Annotated in this window: 19 protein-coding genes; 9 read left to right on the top strand and 10 right to left on the bottom strand. The window is 50.2% G+C overall.

All coding sequences use genetic code 11. The features are described from left to right. Positions 1-54: 54 nt before the first annotated feature. The 4 genes from FMR86_RS01195 to FMR86_RS01180 form a co-directional block, all read right to left on the bottom strand. Positions 55-825, bottom strand: coding sequence for an ABC transporter substrate-binding protein (locus FMR86_RS01195; RefSeq protein WP_163349242.1), 771 nt, complete (start codon positions 823-825; stop codon positions 55-57). A 79-nt stretch (positions 826-904) separates the two neighbouring features. Then, positions 905-2260 carry a TolC family protein gene (locus tag FMR86_RS01190; protein ID WP_163349241.1) on the bottom strand — a complete coding sequence of 452 codons (1356 nt, stop codon included), beginning with the start codon at positions 2258-2260 and terminating at the stop codon, positions 905-907. 13 nt (positions 2261-2273) lie between these two features. After that, positions 2274-3227, bottom strand: coding sequence for an efflux RND transporter periplasmic adaptor subunit (locus FMR86_RS01185; RefSeq protein ID WP_163349240.1), 954 nt, complete (start codon positions 3225-3227; stop codon positions 2274-2276). A gap of 2 nt (positions 3228-3229) precedes the next feature. After that, the gene (locus FMR86_RS01180) at positions 3230-3550 is read right to left on the bottom strand and encodes a DUF3302 domain-containing protein (RefSeq protein WP_373682434.1); all 321 of its coding nucleotides are present in this window, start codon (positions 3548-3550) and stop codon (positions 3230-3232) included. 208 nt (positions 3551-3758) lie between these two features. On the opposite strand from FMR86_RS01180, the gene FMR86_RS01175 reads away from it, so the two are divergent. After that, complete coding sequence (locus FMR86_RS01175; RefSeq protein WP_163349239.1) at positions 3759-4415, top strand: nitrite reductase; 657 nt, start codon at positions 3759-3761, stop codon at positions 4413-4415. A 64-nt stretch (positions 4416-4479) separates the two neighbouring features. Here FMR86_RS01175 and FMR86_RS01170 read toward each other — a convergent pair whose 3' ends face one another. Beyond that, positions 4480-4830, bottom strand: a complete 351-nt coding sequence (locus FMR86_RS01170; RefSeq protein WP_136672894.1) for a helix-turn-helix domain-containing protein — start codon at positions 4828-4830, stop codon at positions 4480-4482. 424 nt (positions 4831-5254) lie between these two features. Here FMR86_RS01170 and FMR86_RS01165 point away from each other — a divergent pair, with 424 nt between their 5' ends. Both FMR86_RS01165 and FMR86_RS01160 read left to right on the top strand, forming a co-directional pair. Continuing rightward, positions 5255-6406: an iron-containing alcohol dehydrogenase gene (locus tag FMR86_RS01165; RefSeq protein WP_163349238.1), complete on the top strand. Its 1152-nt coding sequence runs from the start codon at positions 5255-5257 to the stop codon at positions 6404-6406. A gap of 141 nt (positions 6407-6547) precedes the next feature. Beyond that, complete coding sequence (locus tag FMR86_RS01160) at positions 6548-7771, top strand: NAD(P)-dependent oxidoreductase (protein ID WP_163349237.1); 1224 nt, start codon at positions 6548-6550, stop codon at positions 7769-7771. 179 nt (positions 7772-7950) lie between these two features. Here FMR86_RS01160 and FMR86_RS01155 read toward each other — a convergent pair whose 3' ends face one another. From FMR86_RS01155 to FMR86_RS01140, 4 genes are all read right to left on the bottom strand, one after another. Further along, the gene (locus FMR86_RS01155; protein ID WP_163349236.1) at positions 7951-9489 is read right to left on the bottom strand and encodes a DUF1566 domain-containing protein; all 1539 of its coding nucleotides are present in this window, start codon (positions 9487-9489) and stop codon (positions 7951-7953) included. A gap of 199 nt (positions 9490-9688) precedes the next feature. Next, the gene (locus FMR86_RS01150) at positions 9689-12121 is read right to left on the bottom strand and encodes a methyl-accepting chemotaxis protein (protein WP_163349235.1); all 2433 of its coding nucleotides are present in this window, start codon (positions 12119-12121) and stop codon (positions 9689-9691) included. Between the two features lie 212 nt (positions 12122-12333). After that, positions 12334-13059: an ABC transporter substrate-binding protein gene (locus FMR86_RS01145; RefSeq protein ID WP_163349234.1), complete on the bottom strand. Its 726-nt coding sequence runs from the start codon at positions 13057-13059 to the stop codon at positions 12334-12336. 65 nt (positions 13060-13124) lie between these two features. Continuing rightward, the gene (locus tag FMR86_RS01140; RefSeq protein ID WP_163349233.1) at positions 13125-14447 is read right to left on the bottom strand and encodes a M48 family metalloprotease; all 1323 of its coding nucleotides are present in this window, start codon (positions 14445-14447) and stop codon (positions 13125-13127) included. Positions 14448-14592: 145 nt separating this feature from the next. Here FMR86_RS01140 and FMR86_RS01135 point away from each other — a divergent pair, with 145 nt between their 5' ends. The 4 genes from FMR86_RS01135 (at position 14593) to FMR86_RS01120 (ending at position 20110) form a co-directional block, all read left to right on the top strand. Then, the gene (locus FMR86_RS01135) at positions 14593-16890 is read left to right on the top strand and encodes a GAF domain-containing protein (RefSeq protein WP_163349232.1); all 2298 of its coding nucleotides are present in this window, start codon (positions 14593-14595) and stop codon (positions 16888-16890) included. Positions 16891-17028: 138 nt separating this feature from the next. Then, a complete protein-coding gene (locus FMR86_RS01130) occupies positions 17029-17715 on the top strand; it encodes an ATP-binding cassette domain-containing protein (protein WP_203544743.1) in 687 nt (228 codons plus the stop codon). Beyond that, complete coding sequence (gene fetB / locus FMR86_RS01125) at positions 17712-18509, top strand: iron export ABC transporter permease subunit FetB (protein ID WP_163349230.1); 798 nt, start codon at positions 17712-17714, stop codon at positions 18507-18509. The genes FMR86_RS01130 and fetB overlap by 4 nt, the downstream gene beginning before the upstream one ends. A gap of 71 nt (positions 18510-18580) precedes the next feature. Next, positions 18581-20110 (top strand): diguanylate cyclase, encoded by a 1530-nt coding sequence (locus FMR86_RS01120; RefSeq protein WP_163349229.1) that lies wholly within the window; start codon positions 18581-18583, stop codon positions 20108-20110. Between the two features lie 36 nt (positions 20111-20146). Here FMR86_RS01120 and FMR86_RS01115 read toward each other — a convergent pair whose 3' ends face one another. Further along, positions 20147-22174 carry a methyl-accepting chemotaxis protein gene (locus FMR86_RS01115; protein WP_163349228.1) on the bottom strand — a complete coding sequence of 676 codons (2028 nt, stop codon included), beginning with the start codon at positions 22172-22174 and terminating at the stop codon, positions 20147-20149. A gap of 1064 nt (positions 22175-23238) precedes the next feature. Between FMR86_RS01115 and FMR86_RS01110 the strand changes: the two genes are divergently transcribed. Together FMR86_RS01110 and FMR86_RS01105 are read left to right on the top strand one after the other, a co-directional pair. After that, positions 23239-23715, top strand: a complete 477-nt coding sequence (locus FMR86_RS01110) for a cytochrome c3 family protein (RefSeq protein ID WP_163349227.1) — start codon at positions 23239-23241, stop codon at positions 23713-23715. 5 nt (positions 23716-23720) lie between these two features. Continuing rightward, the gene (locus tag FMR86_RS01105) at positions 23721-24866 is read left to right on the top strand and encodes a 4Fe-4S dicluster domain-containing protein (RefSeq protein WP_163349226.1); all 1146 of its coding nucleotides are present in this window, start codon (positions 23721-23723) and stop codon (positions 24864-24866) included. Positions 24867-25142: the final 276 nt, after the last annotated feature.

Here is a 25142-nt window from a genome sequence, read left to right as displayed (position 1 = left end):
GTACTGCTAATGATAGGATTAAAAGTATAAGTAAAAAGTATTTTTGTTTCATGCCTAGTCCAGCTTTGTTTCGTCTGACCTGAACTGAAAATGGTCGATTATCCCCTGCGCCTCGCCTGACTCGACCATTTCTTTCAGGGCCGCGTTAAGTTCCGGTATACGCGCAGCCAGTGGGGATTTTTGAGACACTGCAAAATAAACGTTCAGCGGTTCACTGTATACATAATCCGCTTTTGCAATCCGGTCCTGAAAGCCGAGTTTGTGCAGCAGGTAGTCTCCGACAGTCTCGGTGGTGATAAGTGCGTCTATGTGTCCGGCATTCAGCTTTTTGAAGTTTCCGGTAGCATCCAGTCCCATGTCTTTTTGCAGCATTTCGTCATGATCGAATTTGGGAAAGAATTTTGAACCGAGCGTTACACCGATTCTGTACTTGTACAGGTCTTCATAAACATCAATTTTAGTTGAACTGTTTTTCAGAATGAAAAAAGCCTTTGAACTCTTGGTTTTGTAAGGCGGTTCAAGGTAGGTCATGTAGAGTTCGCGGTCATGATGTTTCAGCAAGCCGTTCATAATGTCGGCAGTGCCTCTTTTCATCATCAATTGCGCTCTCTTCCATGGGCGGACTACGTATTGCGCTTTTAAGTCCAGTTTTCGCAGCAGGGCATCCATCAGTTCGATATTGATTCCGCTGATATTTTCGCTGTCTTTTACAATCCGCCATGGCGGGTAGTGGTTGACAGGAACTATGACTTCCTGCGCGAGGCCTATCGACACCGAAGCGGTCAGAAGAAATATTGCTGAGATGAGAGTGAGGATTTTCTTCATTATGGAACAGTAGTAAAATTACGGGAAAAAAGAAAGCAGGACCTTGATTGTTCAAGGTCCTGCTTAATAAATCTTTATTTTATTCGAAGCTTCCACCGAGGGCCAGATGCAGGTTTACCCTGTTATCCAGCCGTTCTCGGCGTATATTCAGCAGGGACATTTCAGAACCTATCCAGCGGGTCTGGTGGCTGAGCAGTTCAAAGAGATCAATCTTACCGACCTTGTACTGGATCTGGGCCAGCTCAAAGGTCTTTTTGTTCTCTGCTGCGGCCTGAGCCAGATAATTTTCGCGCTCTTTAAGCAGTGCTTCCCCGGCCAGTCCGTTTTCCACTTCCTTAAATGCATTCAGTGCAGCGGATGCGTAGTTGGCTATGGCTTCTTTCTGCTTTGCCGTGGCCTGCTCAATCTCGGCTTCAATTGCACCGCCTGTGTAGAGCGGGGCAAAGAGACCTGCGGTCAGCCCGGCAATGGCATCGCCAAGAGCACCAAGCCCGGCTCCGGCACCGAAGGTGAAGCGGGGCAGGTGCAGCAGATCGGCTCCTTTCTCAGCATAAAATGCTGCGGCCACCCGGTCTTCGGCAGCAATGATGTCCGGCCTTCTTTCAAGGATGGAAGAAGGCTGGCCCACCGGAATGGGCGGGGGAGTTGCTCCCAGTTTATCTTCACCTTTAAGCGTATTGGAAGGGTAGCGTCCGATGAGGGTCTCAAGGCTGCGTGCCGCTTCCTGCTTGGCAAGCTCGGCCTGTGTTACCGCATCTTTTGCTGAAGACAGCTGGGCACGGACCTGATTCACTTCCATCATGGATACTTTGCCTATTTCCTGCTTGCGTTTTTCAATGGCTTCCATTTTTTTAAGAATATCAACCACGGATTTCAGGAAATCCTGCTGTACTTCGACCTCATTGAGCAGAAACCAGTTGCGGGCCGTGGCTGCGGCAAGTGACTGGCGTCCGAACTCATAATCCGCCTGCACTGCTTTGGCAGATTCTTCAGCAGAACGTTCGCCGAGTCCGAGTCTGCCCCAGACATCCGCTTCCCATGAAATACCAAGTCCCGCGCCCTGCGGCCTTGCGGTGCCGCCGGCGGTGGTTCCGGCCAGCTGTCCGCCCAGACCTACGGACGGCATCAGGGCTGCCCCGGCCTGTTTGGCCAGAGCGTTGGCCTGATCAACCCTGGCGGCGGAAGCCTGCAGGTCGGGATTGTTTTTCATGGCTTCAGCCACCAGCGCATCCAGCCGGGAGTCCTTGAAATTATGGATCCAGCCGTCCTTGACTGCGCCGCTGTCCACAGTGTTTCCGGCCCATTTGGACGGGGTTTCGTTTTTCATTCCCTCAGTCCCTACTGTGGCTTCGGTGTGGGAATAGTTCCGTTTACATCCGCAAAGGACCAGCAGGGCCGCGAGGCTCAGCAGCAGTATTTTAATATTGGTACGCATAATGACCTCCGGTTTAGAGTCCTTCAAAGCAGATGATATTCCGCCAGCTGACCATGCGCAACAGGACCTGCCTGATCAGGGCCAGCGGTTCCATGCTTTCACTGTAGACGCTGACCGCTGCCGCGCTGCCCAGAGGCAGGTTGTACCGGGACATGTCATCAGTGATATTAATGAAAACCGGGACCCTTCCTTCGGGAATATGGGTTGATACGCTCAGCAGATCGCCGGAAGGCTGCAGTTGTCCTTCAGCCAGTGCTTCCTGAATTTTGATCACCTTGCCTTTGAAAGCCCGGCCCGGAATGGCCGGAAAGATTATTTCGGCATTGAAATCGGGCTTGATGTTCTGCAGCGGGTTCTGCTTGAAAGCCGCCACCAGCATGGGGTCTTCCGAATGAACAAAGGTCATCACCGGTCGCAGGGGCAGGGGGACAGCCATCATGCCCGGACGCAGCCGCAGCTGGGTTACCCAGCCATCGGTGGGCGCGACAACTACAGTGCTGTTCAGGTTGAATACGGCTTTGTCCAGTTCGCCCTGCAGCTGGTTCACTTCTTCCTGATACTGCTCAACATCGTAACGGCTTCCGGCGGAATGTGCTGCCAGTTCCTGCGATTCTTTGAGCCGTTTTTGGGAGAATCTCAGCTGGGCTTCAATTTCGTCCACACGGGCCTGATAAGGGGTCGGGTCTATAGCGAAAAGTTTGTCCCCGGCTTTGAGCGGGGTATTCGGCTTAACATAAACATCAATTGTTTTACCCCGGACCTGCGGCACAATGGGGGTGGTTTGGAAATAGATGCGCGCATTGGGGGTATAAGGATGGTAATAAGCCATGCACAGAAAAATACCGCCGACCACAAATATCCCGCCCACCACCGCAGTGGTTACGGTCCACTTGGTTACGGGAATCTTAAGGACTTTGAAGGCAACAAAAACAATAGCCGCGTAAGTTAATTCAATAAGTATATCCACGGCTACACCTCTTTAGCTTCCGGTTCAACGCTTTCTTCTGCGATAGCGGTTTCTGCTTCATGTTCGACAAATTCATCATCACTTTCCATGTCCGGCTTATGGATCATGGCCCATATCCATAGGAAGGGCCAGATGGCGTGCAGGGTAAAAAGACTGACCCAGCCCGCGGCATGGATGGCATCCTGATGGGGGTGGTTCCGTTTTTTGGCGATGTTGTAGGGAATGTCGTGAATATAAATGATGCCGTAGACCAGCACCAGAAATACAAAAATAAGCATCCCGGCACCAAAGTAGTCCAGTATGCGGGAATCCGTCATGATCATAAAGTTCTCCTTGCCCAATGAATATGCATGTAAGTAATTAACTGCTTTACATGAAATTTTGCTTTAAGATTCTGTAGCACATTAATGTCTGTCGGCCTATTAAAAACTGTCGCATTCATAGGGGAATTGCGGCTTGCATCCCGTTATTGCACTGGAGCACGCTCTGATGTAAATGGATAGGCATCTAAATAAGCAAGGAGTCTTTTTTATGGATAATATTGTTGCTGAATCTCTCACAGCCATGCCTGTTGAACGTAAGGACGGAACTTACGCCCTGCGTATCCCTCTGGATCAGGGTAAGTGTACTCCCGGTATGATGAAAACCGTCATGGAAACCATGGCCAAATTTGATCTGACCTCCGTGCGCGTGACTACCGGACAGCGTTTGAATCTTGAAGGTATCCCCAAAGAGAAGCTGGATGAAGTTATTGCCAGCCTCGGAACCAAGATTGATAAAGTTCCGCCTACCGTTGGTGTCTGTACCGGAGTTGGCGTTTGTAAATACGGCGTTCAGGACAGCCGTGGCATGGGTAAAAAGCTGCTTGCAGTTATCAAGGCCAACGGTCCTTACCCCTTCAAAATTAAAAGCGGTGTTTCCGGCTGTAAGATGGTCTGTGCTTTCAGCAATGTGCGTGATATCGGCCTCGTTGGAACCCCCAAGGGTTGGGATGTTCTTTTCGGAGGCGGCGCAGCGCGCAATGTCCGTGCAGGTGTGAAAATCGGCACCAAGCTCGCTGACGATGAAGCTCTCGCACTGATCGAAAAGGCTCTTGATTTTTACAAAGAAAACGGCCGTAAGCGTGAACGCATCAGCGGTCTGATTGACCGTCTCGGTGAAGAAGCTCTGCTTGAAGCTGTTAAGTAAATTTAGTCCGACTTAATAATTTAGAAAGGCTGATTTCCTGAAGGAAATCAGCCTTTTCCATTTTTTATCCGTCCCGCTTTTCCAAATACTCCACGGCCCAGCCGTTCACACTCTCAAAGATGGGGATCAGTTTCAGTCCCATCTCGGTGAGGGAATACTCTACTGCCGGGGGTACTTCCTGATAGACCTTGCGGCTGACGATGCCGTGTTTTTCCAGTGCCCGCAGTTGTTGGGTCAGCATTTTCTGGGTCACCTTGGGCATCAGTCTGCGCATTTCCCCGAATCTTTTGGGTTCTCCGTCGGCAAGGTGCCAGATAATCAGCGGCACCCATTTTCCGGACAGGATTTCAAAGGCCACTTCCAATTCATATGTAAAGCTGCTGCAACTCACTTTGTGAGTTCTGTCTTCAGGCATGATTTTTCTCCATTCTTGCGGCGAAATTGGGCCGTCATCAAAAAAATAAAAAATATTTCAGGGAAGTTTTGAGCACTTTTGCGGCTTATTGAAAATTGCATTCAATTCAGCAGAGTTTTCAACTTACCAGATTTAAAGCTTTTTGTGTAGTTTTCGATTGATTCTAAAAGGTGGTTACCAAAAGGGAACTACGAACCAGTTGTAAACTAGGATACTGAAAGGTGCGTACTTTACAGTAAAAAGTTTTTTGTGTTTAACGCTTCTCAACCGATGCATAGAAACGTTTCTGGTTTTTAAAATTATTTTGTTTGGCCTTAGTTTAAAAAAAATCAAAATTAAAAAGTTGGCACTTTTAATTTGTTTTAAAATAAAAGTATCTTCATAAGATTGTAGTTGCTTTTAAAAGTTAATGGAGAAAATACAAATGGCAAGATTTACCATTCCCCGTGAAGTGTACTTTGGTGCAGGAAGCATTGAAGATCTCAAAAATATTAAAGGCAGCAAAGCTGTTATCGTTATCAGCGGCGGTTCTGTAAAGAGAAACGGTGCTCTCGCTAAGATTGAAGGTTTCCTGAAAGAAGCAGGAATCGAAACCATGCTGTTCGAAGGTGTTGAGGCTGACCCCTCCGTTGCCACTGTTCGTCGCGGTGTAAAGCTCATGAACGATTTCCAGCCGGACTGGATCATCGGCGTGGGCGGCGGTTCCCCCATTGATGCAGCAAAGGCCATGTGGATTTTCTACGAGAACCCCGATTTCACCTTTGAAGAAGCTGCAAAGCCCTTCAACCTGCCCGAACTGCGTAAAAAAGCACGTTTCATTGCTGTTCCCACCACCAGCGGCACCGGAACAGAAGTAACTGCGTTCTCTATCATCACCGACAATGATACTGAGCTCAAGTTCCCCATCGCCGACTTCAACATCACCCCCGATCTGGCTATTGTGGACAGCGATCTGGCCCAGTCCATGCCCGCATCCCTTGTTGCTCACACCGGTATGGATGCATTGACCCATGCTCTGGAAGCTTACGTTTCCATCATGTCCAATGAACTGACCGACTGCCTGGCCATGAAATCCATGGAAATGATTCAGGACGAGCTGGTTGCCTCTTACAAAGGCGGCAGGGAAGCGCGTGATAAAATGCATGTTTCCCAGTGCCTTGCAGGAATGTCCTTTTCCAACGCAATCCTCGGAATTGTTCACAGCATGGCCCACAAGACCGGGCATCTTTTCGGTATTCCTCATGGCTGCGCAAATGCCATCTATCTCCCCGCAGCAATCCGCTTCAATGCTGTAACAGCAGGTGAAAAATATGCGGACGCCGCCAAGAGACTCGGTCTTTCCGGTTCTACTACTGAAGAATTGGTCGACTCCCTGATCAATTTCGTGAAAAAACTCAACGTGGACATGCAGATTCCTGCTACCCTCAAAGAGTTCGGTGTGAATGAAGACGACTTCCTCGCCAACCTCGACAAAATTGCCGAAGGCGCATGCGAAGATCCCTGCACCAGCACCAACCCGCGTGAAATCAGCGTTGAGCAGATGAAAATGCTGTTTAGGGAATCCTACTACGGTTAATAGCATATTGGCTGTATCAGGCATCAAAGGGCTGGACCTTATGGTCCGGCCCTGCTATTTCCGTTTCTCCACGCACTACTTTCCAATCCTCTCATAAAAATCAGGTCCCATCATCAAAGGACCAAACCACACATCATTCATATGGGAAAACACATCATTGAAGAGGCGACCCGTTGCCTGCAATGCAAGAAACCGCTTTGCAGCAAGGGGTGTCCGCTCGGCACACCTATTAATAAAATGATCGAACTCCTGCTGGACGGCAAAATGCAGCAGGCCGGAGCTATGCTTTTTGAGAACAACCCGCTTTCCGTGGTCTGTTCGCTTATCTGCCCCCATGAAAATTTCTGTGAAGGGCATTGCATCCTGGGCCGTAAGAGTTCCCCGGTGCAGTGCAGCGATATTGAAAACTACATTTCCCGCTACTATCTGGACCAGTTTCAGCCGCAGAAGGTGGAAAAACGTAAAGCCCGCATCGCTGTGGTCGGGTCCGGTCCGGCCGGGATTACTGTGGCCTTCATCCTCGCCCTGAAAGGGTATGAGGTGACCATCTTCGAATCCGAAGACAAGATCGGCGGGGTTCTGCAATACGGCATCCCGGAATTCCGGCTGCCCAAGGATATCCTTGAAAAACTGCGTGATGTGTTGCTGCAGCTGGGCGTTAAAATCCGGCCCAACATGCTCATCGGTCCGGTTATCTCCCTCGACGATCTGCTGCGTGACGGCTACAAGGCCATTTTCATCGGCACCGGGGTCTGGAATCCGCGCCCCCTGCGGCTCAAGGGTGAAACCCTCGGCAATGTGCATTACGCTATCAATTATCTGAAGAATCCCGACGTCTACCAGCTGGGCAAAAAAGTGGCGGTCATCGGGGCCGGGAACGTGGCCATGGATGTGGCCCGAACTGCCCTGCGCAAGGGAGCCGATGAAGTTACCGTGCTTTACCGCCGCGGTCAGGAAGATATGTCCGCTACCAAGTATGAGTATGATTACGCCAAGCTGGACGGGGTCCGTTTTAAGTTTTTCCATTCCCCGCTGGAGCTCACCGAGGAGGGCGTGCTCTGCATCCGTACTGAAAAGCAGGAAGGTGAAGACGGAAAAATCATGCTGGCCAGCGTGGAAGGTTCGGAAAAGCTGGAACAGGCTGATTCCGTTTTTATCGCCGTAAGTCAGGCCCCGCGCAATAACCTGACCGGCATCGAGATCGGCAAGACCGGACTGGTTATCACCGACGAGGAAGGACGCACCACCCGTGAAGGCATCTTCGCTTCCGGGGATGTGGTCACCGGAGCCAGAACCGTTGCCGAAGCCGTGCGCTGTTCCAAGAATTCAGCACAGGCTATTATGGATTATGTGGAAGGTTTGTAAGAAGGTTTGATGCGCTGGCGCGCTTTTATTGGAAGATTTCGCCTCCGGCGGCCAAAGAAACTTTTTGAAAAAAGTTTCTCTGGACTCTTCAAAAACTTTTAGTTTGGCTTCGCCGTTTAGGTTTGAAAGTCGTTTTTAATATTATAGCCCGGAATGGCTCTCCATTCCGGGCTATACTTTTACTGTCTCGGTCTGCCGCCCATACCCCGGCCGTGTCCTTCGGGTACGCAGAAAGTCTGCTCGCCCCGGCTTACGCATTGGCCGTTAAGTGTTCCGTGCGGAGTCTCAACTGTGCAGTCGTCGCCTTGGGATTTGTTCTCACAGGCGGTGAAGGCTTCTTCCGGCGGTCCTTGGCCGTTACCGGGACCACGGCCTTGTCCCATTCCCATGCCGCCCTGCATTCTGCCTTGCCTCATGCCGGAATTCATGCCCTGATTTCTATTTCTTTGCTGTCTGTTGTTGTCCATATGGCTCATGCCCATGCCGGAACCGGAATTGCCGCCGGGATTGCCGCCTTTCCACGTGGGGATTCTGGTGTAGGGCGGATCGCAAGGCTCAACCCCGCCTCCTGTAACGCAGCGCACGTAATTATAGATGCGGATGTCGTCACCCTGCGGGCCGCGTCCATTGGGGTAATCATCGGGATCACCGGATTTGGGATCGCTGCGTTGCGCGCCGGCCCCGTGGACGTCCATCCATGTTTTTTTGCTGCTGCTTGGAGGCCCGAAGTAGCCCCATGCCCGGCCGAATGCCACGTAGGAAGCATGGGAGGGTTTGGGGCCGTCCATATGGGTTGTGGATGACCAGCAGTAGGATTCTTTTTTAGTGGTCTTGAAAATGGGATCGATGGCTGCGGTCCCGCTGGTTTTGGGGCTGCGGGCGTAATCCACGATGGATTGCAGTTCCTTAACGCTCGGGAGTCTCCAATCGTCGCGGCCTGCATAATTAAGGTTTTCGCAGTAGCTGAGAGCTTCTTCCCAGTTGAGTTTTTTTACGCTGTCCTGCTTTTGCCAGATCAATCCGGTGGCCTTGTCCGCAATGGTTCCGTCTTTGCGGTCTACGAAAATATTTTTGCCGTAATCCGGGTTGCCGCGCACATAGCGGACATATTTGCTTTTGCTGCCCCGGCGGTCTTTTTTGCCGTAGCCTTTAATTCTTCCGTCCGCAAAGTTGACCCCGAAGGCCGTGGGATTGTTGCCCATGGTGGTGCTTACGTAAGATGTTGAGGACCAGTCCTGACAGTCGATAATGCGTTGGCCTTTGGAGGTGTCTCCGAATTTGAATTCAAAGTAATCGGTATTGATGAACGGGGTGGAGTCCTTTTCTGTACCCTGTACCCAGCCGTTGAAATCAATTAGCGAGTACAACTCCTTGATGTTCGGGGCGCGCCAGTCTGAGTATTCGCCCACCCGGCAGTCTTCTGCTCCGTCCATGGCCTGTTGCCAGCTTACGGCAGGGCCGCGTTCCTTGACCCACATCAACCCGGTGACAAGATCGGAAATCGTGCCGTCCCCGTTATCTTTGTAGCGGGGTTGGTTCCCCTTGTATTGGGCGTCCTGTCCGTAGAAATCGCTTCCTTTGTCCGGGCAGTGAATCTGCCGGGAATTGTTGAAACAGGCATCCTGTCCGCTGTCCACAATGGGGTAATTACCGGCCCATGCGGAGTTTGTGCAGATGAATAAGGCAGTAAATATGATCAGCAGGATGGATCTTTTCATAAACGCTCCAGTTCTTTTTTGTATCCAGTAAACCATGAAGCGAGGCTTTCTGTCATAGGGAATGGATGATTTTTACAAAAGATGCAGGCCATGTGGTATTTTCTTAATATTGCTTGAGTTAAATATGTTCTGGGAACAAAACAAAATCCCGGCAAGCCGTGAAGCCTGCCGGGATTTTAGTTCTAGCGGTTGATTTTGTTTACGCTTTCAATTCGCTGATCAGATCATTCAGTTCGCTGGACATGACCGCCAGTTCCTGAACAGCCTTGGCCGACTGCTGGATGCCGTCAGTTGTTTCTCGGGTGATGTTGTTAATTTCATTGATGGCGCTGTTGATCTGTTCTGAGGTGCTGGATTGTTCTTCAGAAGCAGTGGCGATGCCTTCCACCTGTCCCGCGCTGTCTTCCACCGTGCTTACGATTACCTCAAGTGAGGAGCCGGAGCGGGCAGCCAGTTCGGTGGTTTTTTCTACTGCGACCACAGCATTTTCCACTTCACGCATGTTGGTGCGCATGGCCTGCTGGATGGATTCCACATTGCTGCCCACTTCATGGGTGGCGGACATTGTTTTTTCAGCAAGTTTGCGGACTTCATCGGCAACCACTGCAAATCCGCGTCCGGCTTCCCCGGCACGGGCCGCTTCAATGGCGGCGTTCAGGGCCAGCAGGTTGGTCTGGTCGGCAATGTCGGAAATAACATCCATAACCGTGCTGATGGATTCAGTCTGCTTGCCGAGATTAGCCATGCTTGTGCGCAGGTCGTCGGCGATGGTGCTGACTTCGGTGATGGAACGTACTGACTGGGAAACGATTTTTGCACCTTCCTCGGCCTGCTGTCTGGCTTCCATGCTTTTGCCCGATGCATTGGAGGCATTACGGGCCACTTCCAGAATAGTACTGTTCATCTGTTCCATGGCGGTGGCTGTTTCAGTGATACGCTCATGCTGAATCTCAGAACCGTTGCTGATCTGTTCCACCTGCGCGGCCAGTTCCTCACTGGCAGAGGAAAGTTGTTCGGCAACGGTCTGGGTGCGTTCGGCAACATCCTGCATGGTTCGCTGGGCGGAGCGGATCGTTGTCTGATCAAGGATGACCTCAAGAGCACCGACCACTTTGCCGTCTTTTTCAATGGGAACACCTATATAATCGATGTCGAGCCTGCCTGCCGGGGTATCGGCAACGGTCTCGCCGTTTTCGGGTTTACGGGAAGTGAAGGCTTTGGCGCAGGCGCAGTTCTCGGTTCCGCAATCGGGAGTCTGCATTGTGGCGGAGCAGGTGTTTTGTTTCAGTTCATCAAGTGATTTATTGAGCAGTCCTGTTCCGGTTTTGTTCATGAACAGGATTTTCATATCGCGGTCCATGGTCATTACGGGAACCGGAACGGAGTCAATAAAGGACCTCATCACATTCATGGCCAGATTGGTGCGGTCGATGAGATCTGCGTAGCTGCCTTTGAAAGTGGAGCTGTCGGCTTGACTGTCGATCCGGCCTTCCTCAATTCCGGTGATGGCATCATCAATTTCAGACATTACCTTTTTCAGGGTGCTTTCCACCTGAGCCATGTCTTTGCAGATCATGCCTACTTCGTCCTTCTGGTCCACTTCCATTTTGGTGTTGAGATTGCCGTTTGCCAGCTCCTGCACAAAGGCACGGGCCTTGGCCAGCGGACCGGTAATGGAGCGGGATATGAAGAAAGCGAGGATTATGCCGACGATGATGGTAATCAGCGAAGTTACACTCATGGACTGGGCGGCTGCAGCAATTGAAGACTGCATGCGCGGTCCCAGTTCGTCCTGCTCTTTCATGATGGACATTTTGAGATTCTCAATATGCTCGGCCATTACCGGACCGAGTCCGTTCAACTTCTGCTCTATTGCAATCTGGGCTTTTGTGCCATCAATCAGTTCGTTTGTATGTTTAAGATACAGTCGTGTGTTTTCCGACATTGTACCGATCATATTCAGGTCTGAAGGGGAGTAGAGGGTGTTTTCAATGTCGGTTATGCTTTGGTTGAGATTTTTTAAAAGCGCAACTGCTTTGTTCGCGTCTTCCGCTTTTTGGGTTTTGAAGATGAAGTACGAGTTGGTCAGCCTCGCCTCAAACATCAGAGCCCTGCTTTTCTCAATTCTGGAGAGCATGAACTGGTCGTCACGTTCTTTTGCGTTGTCACGCAAGGTAGCCAGACATTCACTGAGAATCCTGCTGCTCTTAACCGCTTTTTTCAGAATAATGGTTTCATTTTGCTTCTGGGCAAGTCTCTCGTTGAAAGTCTGTGCGTAATCCGCGACGTTTCGGCTTATTTTTTTTACCAGTTCGGACTGGCTGGGGCCGGAAATTTGTTTTTCCGCAGTCCGGACAAATTCTTCTAACTTGGCCAACCTTTCATTATATTGCTTCAAAGCCTGATCTGTGCCTGAATCCATGTAGGCTATGGCACCCATACGGGTCAGCAGCAGGTTGGCCTGAATGCGTCCGGTCAAATTGGTCTGCCGGGCCAGTTCACGGTACTTAGTGAATCCGTCCGAACTGTCATTGAGTTTGAAAATTCCCTGCCCGGCGGTTGCTGCCAGCAGGATCAGGATCAGCCCGAAGCCCGCAGCAATTTTAGTTGTTACTCCCAGATTTTTTAGCATTTGCAACATCCCCTCATGTTAAGCTTGTTGAAATAAGAGTATACGGTTGTTTGAATTGGTTTATGTTTGTTTATGTTGTTAATATAACGTATTAAATTTTGTAAAAAGATTATATTAAGAATACTGGTGGCCGCTGCGGTCTCTTTGCAGATGAAAATAAAAAACCCGGACTGTTGCCCGGGGTGTTTCTGGATTTTGTCAGTTAAAGCCGATCAGTGATTTGGATAGAAATGCTTTTGCAGATAGCTGTTTTTGATTTCCTTCATTCGTCCGCTCTTCTGCATTTTTTCCAGAACAGTTGTCAATTGCGGTATAAGTGCAGCATGCTTTTTATTGAGGTAGTGGTACAACGGTGTTGTTTCGACAGGTGGCTCCAGAATTATGACGTCAGTTGAGTTAGAGTTTTTCAGAGCTTCCATGGCAGCCACCTTGGAAATGACTCCGGCCTGAATCCGGTCAGCTTCAATCATTTTCAGCATATGGGCGTTGTTCTTGCAGGTCGCAAACTTTGTGCAGTCCCCTTTTTTTAAACCTTCTTCCAAAACATGGACCCCGCGCAGTATGCCCAGTCTGTACGGCGCAAGTGATTTCCATCCGGAGACTTTTATATTCGTGTTTTTGGTAAGGACAACAGCCTCAGTATAGTAGATGGGAACAGGAACGCGAATAAGGTTGGGGTATTGCTTTTCCATCCCTTCAATTTTAGCAATTTCTCCATCAACATGGCCTGAATTTGCCGTCTTTACGGCTCTCAGGATGGGATAATATTTAGGCTCAATTTCTATCCCCATTTCTTCGTATGCTTCTTTTAAAACTTCGGCGCATGCGTGGATCAGCGTGGAATTCTTGCCGGAAATGATGAGCTCCTCTGCAGCATGTGCGTTGACTGAAAAGCTGATCATGAAGGCAAAACACAATGCAGAGAATGTTCGAAGCATGCAGCCTCCCTGGGCGGTCCGGTTTGTTTGCTGATGTTATCTTTTGAATAATTTAGCACATTTTATCATTGCAGGTAACCCCATCCGGTCAGCCGGTCATAAGCATGTTTTGCGTAATCGCCCTGATTATTGACCTTCAGGAAACGGTAATATTCATTGGCAGCCATGTCGCGGTTGCCCAGTGCTTCGTAGGAGACTCCCTTGTAAAATGTAGTCATGGGGTTGCCGGGCAGTCTTTTTTCGTAGGCATCAAAGTTGGAAAGGGCCTGCCTGAATTTGCGGTTTTCAAGACTGAGCATTCCGGTCATGTGCAGGGCCTGTGCTTCCTGCGGGTAGCGGTCTTTGGCCCTCTGGGCGTAGTGCAAGCCCTGCTTGGCTTTGCCCTGTGCCAGCTGGCACTTGGACATGAGCAGCAATCCGGCATAATCATTGGGGGCAATGCGCAGGGCTTTTGCAAAATGATCCTCTGCTTCATGGTAGCTTTTCTTGCCCATGGCTCCTTCGCCCTTCTGCATTTCCACAATGGCCGGTTTGATTTTGCGCACTGAGGCGATGTTGTCCATGTATCGTTCACGCAGAAGTTTACCCTTGCTGTCGGCGTAAACAGTATTTCTTTTTTCTACGGCAGTGGCGTAGCGTTCAGAACTCATGGGATGGGAAGCGAACATCTGCTGCACGAATGAAGGCTTGCTTTTGTGAAGTTTCTCCAGTTCTTCCATAAGGCCGACCATGCCTTCAGGGTCGTAGCCCATGTTGTCCATGTATTCCATGCCGAGGCTGTCCGCCTGCCGTTCATCGGAACGGGAGTAGCTTGCCAACAGCATTCCGGCACCGACTCCTCCCAGTCCGGCAGCCAGCGGAACCAATCGGCTGTCCTGAGTGGCGGCCACGCCCACGCCGATGGCCACAATTCCCTGTACGGCAATGGCCGAACTCATGCGTGATGCCGTGTGCCGGGCATTAACATGTCCGATCTCATGTCCCATGAGCGCGGCCAGTTCGGCTTCATTTTCAAGAGTGACCAGAATGCCGCGGGTACAGGCGATGCTTCCGCCGGGAAAGGCGTAGGCATTGACATAGTTGGCATTCACGCAGCGGAAGGAGTAGGGCATGTCCGGCCTGTGACTGCTGGATGAAAGGGAAATCCCGACTCTGGTTATGTAGTCGTTGACCCGTTTGTCCTGAACGGCTCCGTAGTCAGCGGAGAACTGGTGCGGGGAATTTTGGCGGTCCATATGAATTTCCTGCTGCTGGGAAACCAGCATCAGCTGCTGCTGTCCGGTAACCGGGTTGATGGCGCAGCCGCTCAAGATGCCCAGTGTTCCGCCTGCAGCCAGCTTCAGGGCCTGTCTTCTGGAAATTGATCCTGCCTTATATTTTCTAGCCATGCTTCCTCCGAAATCGTCGTTATCTATAAAGATATATCCGCACGGTTTCTTTGGCAACCGTTTCTGTTTTCATGCGGCAAAGCTTCACCTGTTGCGCTTATTAAGCTATATTAATGTATCTACGAAAAATAAGCGGAGAATGACCATGCGTGATGAAGCCATGAAAGCATATGCGGCAATGCCCTTTACAGCGGAACTCAGTTTTGAACCCTTGTTCCGCAAGGCCCGATCCGTTCTGTCCGGGGCCGGGAATCCCTACAGCAGACAGATCGGTAAGATCTTGGACTCCTTGGAAGGTAAGGAAGGGCTTTCCGGTGCGGTCACAGCCGAAGATCTTCAGAAATATGCAGAAGAAATTCATTTTCTCATGCGTCTGGTCTTTCCCGATCTCGAAGATAAGGAATGCATCGGCAAGGTGCAGGCTCCTTTTACCCATGACCATTTTTTTGCCACCGCCCGTTACAGGGAAATGTTTGAAGAGCCGGGCATAGAGCTGGAACTCAGCGAAAGTCTGATGATGCGTCTTTCCGATCTCTACAGCGAGAATCTGCTTTTCGCTTACACCATGCTTTTCGATATCTACTACCAGCTTGACCACGAGATGATCGAAGTGATTATGAAAATGCCCGATCCGCAGCAGAAGGTGGATCGCTATTTTCTGGCTGATTATTCTTTCCGTTTTGTGGATGTGGATGCCGGAGGGCTTGACATTTTACCGCGTGAGCAGTTTTCGCGGCTGCTGATCATGCGCGATAAGGAAACCCTTGAACGGCTCATGCCGCTGGACGGGGTCAGCTTTAAAGGATTGATCACGGTCAGTTTTTCCGAGGTCACGGAAAAGGAAAATATCTCGCAGCTCAAGTCTGATCTCGTGGAAAACGGTTCTCTGCGCAAAGCGGAGAGTCTGGCCGCCATTACCCATCGCTTGCGTTCGATCCTGAAAGTGGAGGATCTGCGTGTAGGGCTGGTGTTGCGTTACCGGGTTACGCAGGGCAACAGGGAGACGATTCAGCGCAGTGTATTGCGGGACTATCCCGGTGAAACTCTGGGCTTGTTTGAAGAAATTTACGATCAGGTCTTCAGGACCGCAGAACCGTATTTCATCCCGGAAATTCTGGAGTGCGAAGGTCAGAACGGGGTGGTCGATTATCTTTACCGCAGCGGGGCGCGCAGCATGGGACTCATGCCGTTAATGGAAGAGGATCGGGTCATTGCCGTGTTGGAGCTTGTTTCAGATACCAAGGATATGATCAGCACCCATTCCGCCCGTAAACTGGCTGAGCTTTTACCCATTTTAAGTGTTGCCGTGCGCCGGGAAATGAACCGTCTGGAATCGCGGGTGGACCGGGTCATCAAGGAGCATTGCACGGCCATCCATCCCAGCGTTGCATGGCGTTTTGAAGAAGCAGCCTACAATTTTCTGAGTCGTAATGGTGAGGACGGGGAAGTCCGTTTCAATGACATTGTTTTCAGGGACGTCTATCCTTTGTACGGCAGTATGGATATCCGCAGTTCGTCGGTGGAGCGCAATCAGGCCATTCAGGCCGACCTGCTCAAGCAACTGGATCTTGCTTCCCAGACCTTGAGTGAAATCTACCGCAACAGGACCATCCCCATTGCCGATTACTATTTTGCCACTCTTGCCCGCTATGCAGCGGCTGTGCGTGAAGGACTTAATTCCGGGGATGAAATCAACATCATCGAATTCCTGCAGCAGCGGGTTGAACCGTTTTTCAATTACCTGCGTGAAACATCGGAAAAATACAGTTCCAAAATTGATGAGTATTTTAAGGAAATGAACCCCGGCATGGGCGTAATCTACCAGCGGCGCAGGGATTATGAGGATTCGGTTTCCCTGCTCAATCTTTCGTTGACCGCATTTCTGGATCAGGAGGAAGTGCGGGCGCAGCAGATTTTTCCCCACTATTTTGAAAAATACCGCACTGATGGAGTGGAATATAATATCTACGTGGGCGAATCCATGGTCAGGGATTTCAAGTTCGATGATGTTCAGCTCAGAAACCTGCGGGTCTGGCAGATGATCAAGATGTGCGAAATGGTCCGGCTGACCGATTCTTTGCTGCCGCAGCTAAGGGTACCCTTGAGCTGCTCTCCGCTGGTGCTTGTTCATTCCGCACCGCTGACGATTCTTTTCCGGGTGGACGAAAAACGGTTCGAAGTCGAGGGGACCTACAATATTCGTTACGAAATCATCAAGAAACGTATCGATAAGTCCACCATTCTGGGCAGCGGGGAGCGGCTGACCAGACCGGGCATGCTCTCGGTCATTTATACGCAGGATAAGGAGTGGCGGGAATACACCAGCTATTTTGAATATCTGGCGGATAAGGGGTTCATTGAAGGGGAGATTGAGAACCACGTGCTGGAAGACATGCAGGGCGTGCACGGGCTGCGGGCCTTGCGGGCAAAGGTGGTGCTTTGAAGGGCGGCAAAGATTACCAATTGATGACATTTATTCCTAAAGTATTGACTTAAAAGCCGCTTTGTGACTTGTAATCACTAAAATACTCAGGCCGGATTTCGCGTTTTTCAACCTGCAATATGGAGTACCAAATTGAATATGCCTCTTACGGAGGAGTCCGCCGGAGAGACTCCTGTTCTTGAATTCAGAAATGTTTCTTTCAACTGGCCGGGAGGGAAGGGCTTGAGTGATGTCTCCTTTGCCGTGCCTGCGGGTCAGTTTGTGCTTATTTCCGGACCTTCCGGGGCCGGGAAATCCACTTTGCTCCGTCTTGCCGTTCGTCTGGAAGAGGCCGGGCAGGGGGAAATCCTTTTGAAGGGGGACTCCGTACAATCCATGTATCCTCCGGAGTTGCGCTCCCGTATCGGTTTTGTGCAGCAGACCCCCACAGTCCTGCCCGGAAGCGTGCGTGAAAATCTGCTCATGCCCTTTACTCTTGATATCAGGAAAGGTTTAGCTGCCCCGTCAGACGATGTGTTGTCGCAGTGGCTGGAAAGGCTGGCTCTTAGCGATGTTTCACTGGAAAGCAAAGCTGCCGACCTTTCCGTGGGGCAGCGTCAGCGCCTTTGTCTGATCCGGTCGGTGCTGCCCAAGCCTGCAGTAATCTGTTTTGATGAACCCACCAGTGCTCTTGACCGTGAAAGCAGGGTCCTGGTGGAGGAGGTTGCCGAGGAGCTTGCCGCAGAAGGCGTCTCTGTGCTTATGGTCAATCACACCAGCTACCATCCCAGCTGTCCGCATATGCATCTTACTGTTTCCGAAGGCTGGGTGGAGGTTCTCTCATGAGCAGCGGTTTTATTTCCATAACCTGGATTCAGTTGCTCATCGCCCTGAGTCTTGTGTCTGTGTCTGGCGTCCTTTCCATTTATTATAAGCTCAAGTTGGAAAAGGATCTGGTCATCGGCGTCTTGCGGGCCTTTGTGCAGCTTTTGACCATGGGCTACCTGCTCAAAATCCTGTTCGGGCTGAACAGTGCTTTGCTGGTGCTGGCCCTCTACCTGGTCATGACTTTCTTTTCGGTTCATATCATTCACGGGCGGGTTAAGGAGAAGAATGTATCCTACCTGATGCCCACCGGGCTGGCGGTCATGTTCAGTTATTCGCTGGTTACCATTCTGGTTACAAAGTTTGTCATCGGTGCGAGTCCGTGGTGGGAGCCGCAGTATTTTATCCCCATCGGCGGTATGATTGCCGGGAATTCCATGAACTCGCTGGCCCTGTCCCTTGAACGTTTCTTTTCTGATCTCAAAAGCAGGCGCGATGAAGTGGAGATGATGCTTTGCCACGGGGCGGATTACAAGGAAGCCACAGAGGATATTTTCCGCAATGCCCTGCGTGCGGGCATGATCCCGGCCATTAACTCGCTCATGGGCGTGGGGCTGGTCTTTCTGCCCGGCATGATGACCGGACAGATTCTGGCCGGGGCCGATCCTGAAGAAGCTGTCCGCTATCAGATTGTGGTTATGTTCATGCTGGTGGCTTCCACGGCCCTTTCGTCGATTCTGGTCCTGTTGCTGGTACGTAAACGTTGTTTTTCTCCGGCCATGACCCTGCTTACCGGGCAGAGCAGGAGAAATTAATTGAATGTTTGGTATATTCATAGCTATTGTGTATAAATAGTATGTGAATCTCGTTCGTTTAAGGGGGGATTTTGTTTTATTTAAGTGACAAGTTTCAGGAGTTATTTGCGAATAACAGCCTGTGTAAAAAATTTATAGAATCCTCGCCCGATGCTATTGTTGTAAATGATGCGTCCGGTGTTGTGCTGGCCGGTAATACCCGTGCGGCGGAACTGTTCGGTTATATTGATAAAAATACAATTCCTCCCAATGTGATCGGCAGTTATAAAAATGAAGAGGACCGGGGCAGGGTGCTCGACATGTTGTCCCGGGGCGAATCTGTGCAGGATTTTGAGACTGAAATTCTGGACGGGAAGGGACAGACCTTCACTGCCAGCCTTAGTGTTTCCACTATGCTGGTTGAAGATAGTGCCATTCATATTTCTATTATCCGGGATATTTCGGAACGCAAAAAGACTGAAGTGGAATTGCGGGAAGGGGAGAAAAAAGCACGTTTGAATGAAACCCGGTTCGAGGCTCTTTCGTCCCTTGCCGGGATGGCCGAAGCGGAATTACCCCAATTATATGATTTTGCACTGGAAGCAGCAGTACGTATTACAGGTAGTGAGATCGGCTATATTTATTTTCTCAATGAAGATGAGTCGGAGCTCAGACTTTATGCATGGTCGCGTAAAGTGATGCCCCAGTGTTCGGTTGAGTCAATTCCCGATGCATATCATGTGGCTGATACCGGGGTCTGGGGGGAAGCTATCCGCCAGCGTCGGCCGATGATACTTAATGATTATGAAAGGTGTACAGAGAAAAAAGGTCTTCCTGCAGGGCATGTGCCTGTTGCCCGTCATATGAACGTCCCTATCTTTGATGGCGGGAAAATTGTCCTGCTTGCCGGAGTGGGTAACAAAGACAATGAATACGGGGATGAAGATGTCCGCCAGCTCAGTCTGCTCATGGAGGGCATGTGGAATATTGTCCGTCGTAAACAGGCGGATGAAGAGTTGCACAAGGCATATGCCGAGATGGAAACCAAGGTGGAGGAGCGCACTGCGGAACTTAGCAAGGCCCTTGCCGAGCAGAAGGTTATGTTTGAAGAAGTAAAACGGCTGGCCAGTACTGATTCTTTGACCGGGGCCAATAACAGGCGTTTTTTCATGGACCGTGCTGAAATCGAACTGGACCGTTTGTCACGTTACGGCGGTGAACTTTACCTGATGATGCTGGATATCGACCATTTCAAGAATGTGAACGATACCTACGGGCACAGCGTGGGGGATGTGGTTCTCAAGGAACTGGTCAAATGTTGTACCGCCACTCTGCGTACTTCAGATGTTTTCGGGCGTCTTGGAGGGGAGGAGTTTGCGGCCCTGCTTGTTCACGGCAGCGTGGAGTCAGCTATTCTGGTGGCTGAACGGTTGCGTCAGGCAATAGAGGATTTGGAAGTTCGCTCCGGTGAACATGTTGTAAAATTTACTGTGAGCATCGGTCTCGCCATGGTCTGTGCTGACGAAGATATTGAATCCGCTCTCAGGCATGCGGACGGGTGTCTGTATAAGGCAAAGTCGCAAGGGCGAAATCGGGTTGTTTCATATTGTGCAGAAGTTTAACAAAGCCGGTGTGCGTTTCCGCACACCGGCTTTTTCTTATGCTGATTTCATCTGATCAATAATGGTTTTGAGTTGCAGAGCCTGTGCAGCAAGGTCGGAAACTGCTTCCGCCGACTGGCGCATGGCACTGTTTGTTTCTGTGGAGATATTGTTGATCTCGTCCACTGCCCGGTTGATCTGCTCCGAGGTGGCGGACTGTTCTTCACAGGCAGCGGCAATTCCCTGAATCTGTTCAGAGACAGTATCGGTAAGTGAAAGTATTTCAGTGAGTGAAGTTCCTGCATTTTCAGCCATTTCTGAAACATTACCGATTTCATTGACTGTGTTTGTACACTGGCCGATGCTCTGTTTGGTTCCGCGCTGAATCTCTCCGATGGCGGATTCCACCTCGTTGGTGGCGGTCATGGTTTTTTCCGCCAGCTTGCGTACTTCATCTGCCACAACGGCGAATCCGCGTCCGGCTTCCCCGGCACGGGCCGCTTCAATGGCGGCGTTGAGGGCCAGCAGGTTGGTCTGGTCGGCAATGTCTGAAATTACGTCGATGATCTGGCCGATTTTGCCTGCGCTTTCGCCAAGCTCTTCCATCTCTTTTTCAAGAGCTTCGGAGTATTCCTGAACAACACCGATACCGGAAACCATGTCTTTGACCACATTTGAACCGTTGGTGGCGGTTTCAGTGGCATCGTCGGCTGTGGAGGACGCTTCTCCGGAGTTGCGGGCCACTTCCAGTACAGAGGCGTTCATCTGCTCCATGGCTGTGGCTGTTTCCCCTGTCCGCTGGCTCTGCATGTCTGATCCGGTGGCGGACTGCTCTATCTGGGCGGAAAGCTCTTCGGAAGCTGCAGATATAATCTCCACAACATCTTCCAGTTCTCTGGCCGCCTGTAGCATTCCTTCACGTTTTGCGTTTTCAGCCTGCTTTCTTGCTTCTTCTGCTTCGGCCATGGCTTCCTGCGCTTTTTCAGTTTCTTCTGCCGCTAAGCGGGTCTGCTCCTGCGCTTCTGCAATGTTCTCCTTGAGGGAGCTGACCATGGATGTCAATGCACCGGCCAGCACGCCGATTTCATCATTGGTCTTTACATTCAGTTCACGGTCAAGATCGCCATCGGCAACATGGCTGGCATAATTTGTGGTGGTGATGATGGGTTTTGCAAGGCTGCGCGCATAGAACCATGCAGCAAGCATGATCAGCGGCAGGATTATTGCGATGACCATCAATGATGATATTTCAATGTTGCGCTGGGCGGTAACCATGGTTTCAATGGGCATGCCGATGAACCACATGCCGATATTTTTCCCATCCATACTTTTAATGGGCCAGTATGCGGTCTGGTAATCAATGCCGAGAATGTTGTTCTGGGCCAGAAATGTCTCGCCCCGGCCGATGACTGTTTCAGTTACTTTCTGGTTGGTCATTTTAGTGCCTACGGCCCGGCGTCCTTTTTTGACGATGGTGGTCATTTCGCGGACATCGTTTTTGAATACAGTTACTTCAAGGTCGGAGAAACGTTTGATGTCATCAACAAAGGATTCAGCTGACAGTGATACACCAAGGGATACAGTTGCTATGATTTTGCCGTCAGTTTTTATGGGTGCCCCGGCCCTCAGGCTGAAAGGAATTACTGCACCGCGGACAATCCCGTCGCTGTCCGAACCGTTAAGCGCATTACGAACAGTACCCTGCATTGTCACGGAATCCCCGGTCTTGTCGGAATGTCCCCGGGCAATGACCATGCCTTTGGCATCTGTGACAGTTATAAAGTCTGCACCAATTGTCGGCATGAGATTGCGCAGCAAAGCCTGTAATTTTGCTGTGTCTCTGGACTCAATTACCTCAATGAGGTCAACATCCTTGGCCAGAAGGATTGCTTCCCCGTGAAATTTTGTTGTGAGGTTCTCCAGGTGCTTGTCCGTGACCTTTTTCATGGTCGAAATATTGCGGATTGCTTGCTTGGAAAACCCTTCTCCCACGTAGTGGTTTACAGTCAAAAAAATCGATGCGGCGGTCACCAGCGATATCGCTACTGCCGTTAGTACAATCTTGTTACGAATTGAAAATGTCATGACACCCCTTTGATTAGAAATTGCAAATTCCTTAAAAGCTCAAGGTCCTTCCCAGTGACCCGTTTGAACTTTACCTGAAATAATTAAGGCTTAGTGCTGTCTTTATTTTTAGAATAAGAGATTCTACATGTTTCTTAAGGAAAGGCGCAATTATAATAATTAGGCGTATTTTGACACTCGATCGTAACAAGGGGAGGGAGCGGAATTTATTCTAAATATGAATTTGAGTCATCAGGAGCCTGCTTTCGATTATCTAGGCTCATTTAGCATTCTGCCGGATTTTCAGACAAGCGGTTTTCGGAGTTTGCTTGTAAAATAGTTATATATCTAAAATTATGCACTAAACTGCTGCTTGGTTATGGTCAAGATAATGTCTAGTCTTAAAAACAGGACACAGGGGTAGATAGTTGTAGCGGTGTAAAGTGGCGATATATCAATGTGTTGCGGTGCTTGGTCTGAAAAAAAGGACTCTTGTTTTTCAGATTTTGTGCAAAAAAGCACAAAAAGAGAGCGGTGAGTTTCTTAAAAGAAATTATAAGAATTTTTTCACAATATTTTGTTTGTTTGGTTAAAGTTAGTTATTTTAGAGTGTTGAGTGGTCAAAATAATTATCCAGTCATGGATTTATAAATTCATGGTATGGTAATTGCTTGCTTTGGTCGGCTGAATGAATAATCAATCGTATCCAGCACTTGTCTGCTAGGGCTGGAGGTTTCATGCTTTTGATTTTTTGGCTGTGGTCTTCGGTTAAGATGGTATTTCCTACTTGACCCAAGCGGTATTTTTTGGAAAGGGTTACTCCGAAATAAATACTGAATGATTGACCAATCATTAGTCGCTTCGCAACTTCCGTTTTCAATGCGCGTCCTATCCCAAAGGGCGTGGAAAGCGGAGTGGCGGGGCGGAATGAATCTTTCCTAGGCTGTGGATAGAGGGTTCCATACACTTTTTAAAGATTTACCGGAGGATGAAACTGCAAATTGATGCATAGGTATTGCTTCTAATCGGTAGTTTCCGGCCTTAGTGCCTTAATCTTGAATCTTTCTAAATTAAGGATTGATCCGTTGAAGAACAGATATATCCCAATAACTTTAATTGTTGCTGTATTGTCCGTTGCGGCAGTCGCCGGGTTTCTTTTCCCGCCCGCAGTGCAGGAAAATCCGGCCCGTGTTGTTCTGGACAACAGCGGCGGCAGGGTTATTTTTACCCATTTTGTCCATGCCGATGAGTATGGCTACGAATGTTCCGACTGCCACCATGATGACATCGGGCAGGAGACTCCCATTGCTTGCGGCAGCTGCCACCCGGTAGCTTTCGACGCCAAGTTCAGAGCAGAACATCAGAAGAATTTCCCCAGTGAAGAAGCGTGTCTGCGCTGTCACGATGATGTTCCTTCCGGTCCTCTCGCAGAAGAGGACAAGCCTGACACCGAGAGTATTCCCCTGCGCGCTGAAGCGTTTCACGCCCAGTGCATGGACTGTCACGAGAGTGACGGAGGTCCCTACGGTGAAGACTCCTGTTACGATTGCCATGCGAGGTAGGTCCCATGCTTAGAATACATTATTCCCTCGAATCCGATGTCCAGAAGACTGTTTCCGACATCACTGCGCCTGCGGAACTCAACATTTCCATGCGCAACAAGATTCTGAAGATCAAGAAAGGCCAGAAGCTCGCCGCAGGTGAAATGCTTGCCGAGCGTCCTTCCAAATACGGTGCGGCCTGCAGTGCGGCTCTTTCCGGTAAAGCCACCAAAGTCAACTACCACCACCTGACCATCAAATCCGACGGCGGTGAAGAATCCGTTGAACCCATTGATGTAAAATCCATGGGGCCGGGCAAAGAGCTTCTGCGCACCCTGCAGGAGCTCGGTGTAAACATCGCCGTTCTTTCTTCCCATGCCGACAATCTGGTCATCAATGGACTCAACCCCGAGCCGGGTATCTCCGTAGCTGAACAGCTGCTTAAGGATGAGAAAGAAACCATTGAAGCCGGCCTGCGCCTCGCTGAAACGCTGATCACCCCGGTGCACACCACTCTGGCTGTTGCCGCAGGTTCACACTACGAACTGGCCGGAGCGGAGCGCGTTTTCGTAAAGCCCAAATACCCCAACTCCCTTGACGCCCTTGTGGTCAAAAAAGTCACCGGAAAGGAATTTCCAGATGACACCAAAGTGATCAGCGTCATGGATCTCTACAATCTCGGCAGGGTCTACGAAACCGGCATGCCCGTCACCGATACCATCATGACCATCGGCGACAACAACTACCGCGTGCTCTTCGGAACTCCCGTCAGCCATATCTGCAACGAACTGGGCATTGAAGTTAAGTCCGGCGATAAGGTCGTTCTGGACGGTCCTTTCCGCGGCGAAGCTGTTTACAGCCTCGACGAAGGGGTCAAGAAGGGCGATTACGGGTTGTTCGTAATTCCCGCCGGAACCTTCCCCACCATTGAAGACGCAACCTGCATCAACTGCGGCGAATGCGTGCTCAGCTGTCCGGCAAGAATTTTGCCGAACATGCTCAGCCGTTACGCTGAGTACGAGATGTTTGAAATGGCTGAAAAGCACAATCTGCACAGCTGTTTCGAATGCGGTCTCTGCTCCTTCAACTGTACCGTGCGCCGACCCATTCTGCAGTACATCCGTTTTGCAAAAGATCAGCTGCGTACCAGCGGTCAGGCTGAGAAGAGTTAAAGGCAGTTTGTTGCGCTTCGCGCTTTGGATGAATTGAGTTCGCCTCCGGCGGCCAAAGAAACTTTTTGAAAAAAAGTTTCTCTGAACTCTTCAAAAACTTTTATTAAGGCTTCGCCGCTTCGTTTCCGCAGACGGTAAGCAAAATACCGATGCGAAGCTTACTAAAACGTTTTGGGATTCTTAAACCCTTTTGGAAAAGGGTTTGAGGCCCCCGGCAGGCCTCGCAGCCGTTACCGAGAAGCGTTGCTTCGAGTTTTACGGATGAGTGAGACCTGG

This window comes from Desulfovibrio sp. JC010, assembly GCF_010470675.1.
Taxonomy (GTDB): domain Bacteria; phylum Desulfobacterota; class Desulfovibrionia; order Desulfovibrionales; family Desulfovibrionaceae; genus Maridesulfovibrio.
The sequence above is the reverse complement of the archived record's forward strand: the minus strand, read 5'-3'. Positions and strand labels throughout refer to the sequence as shown.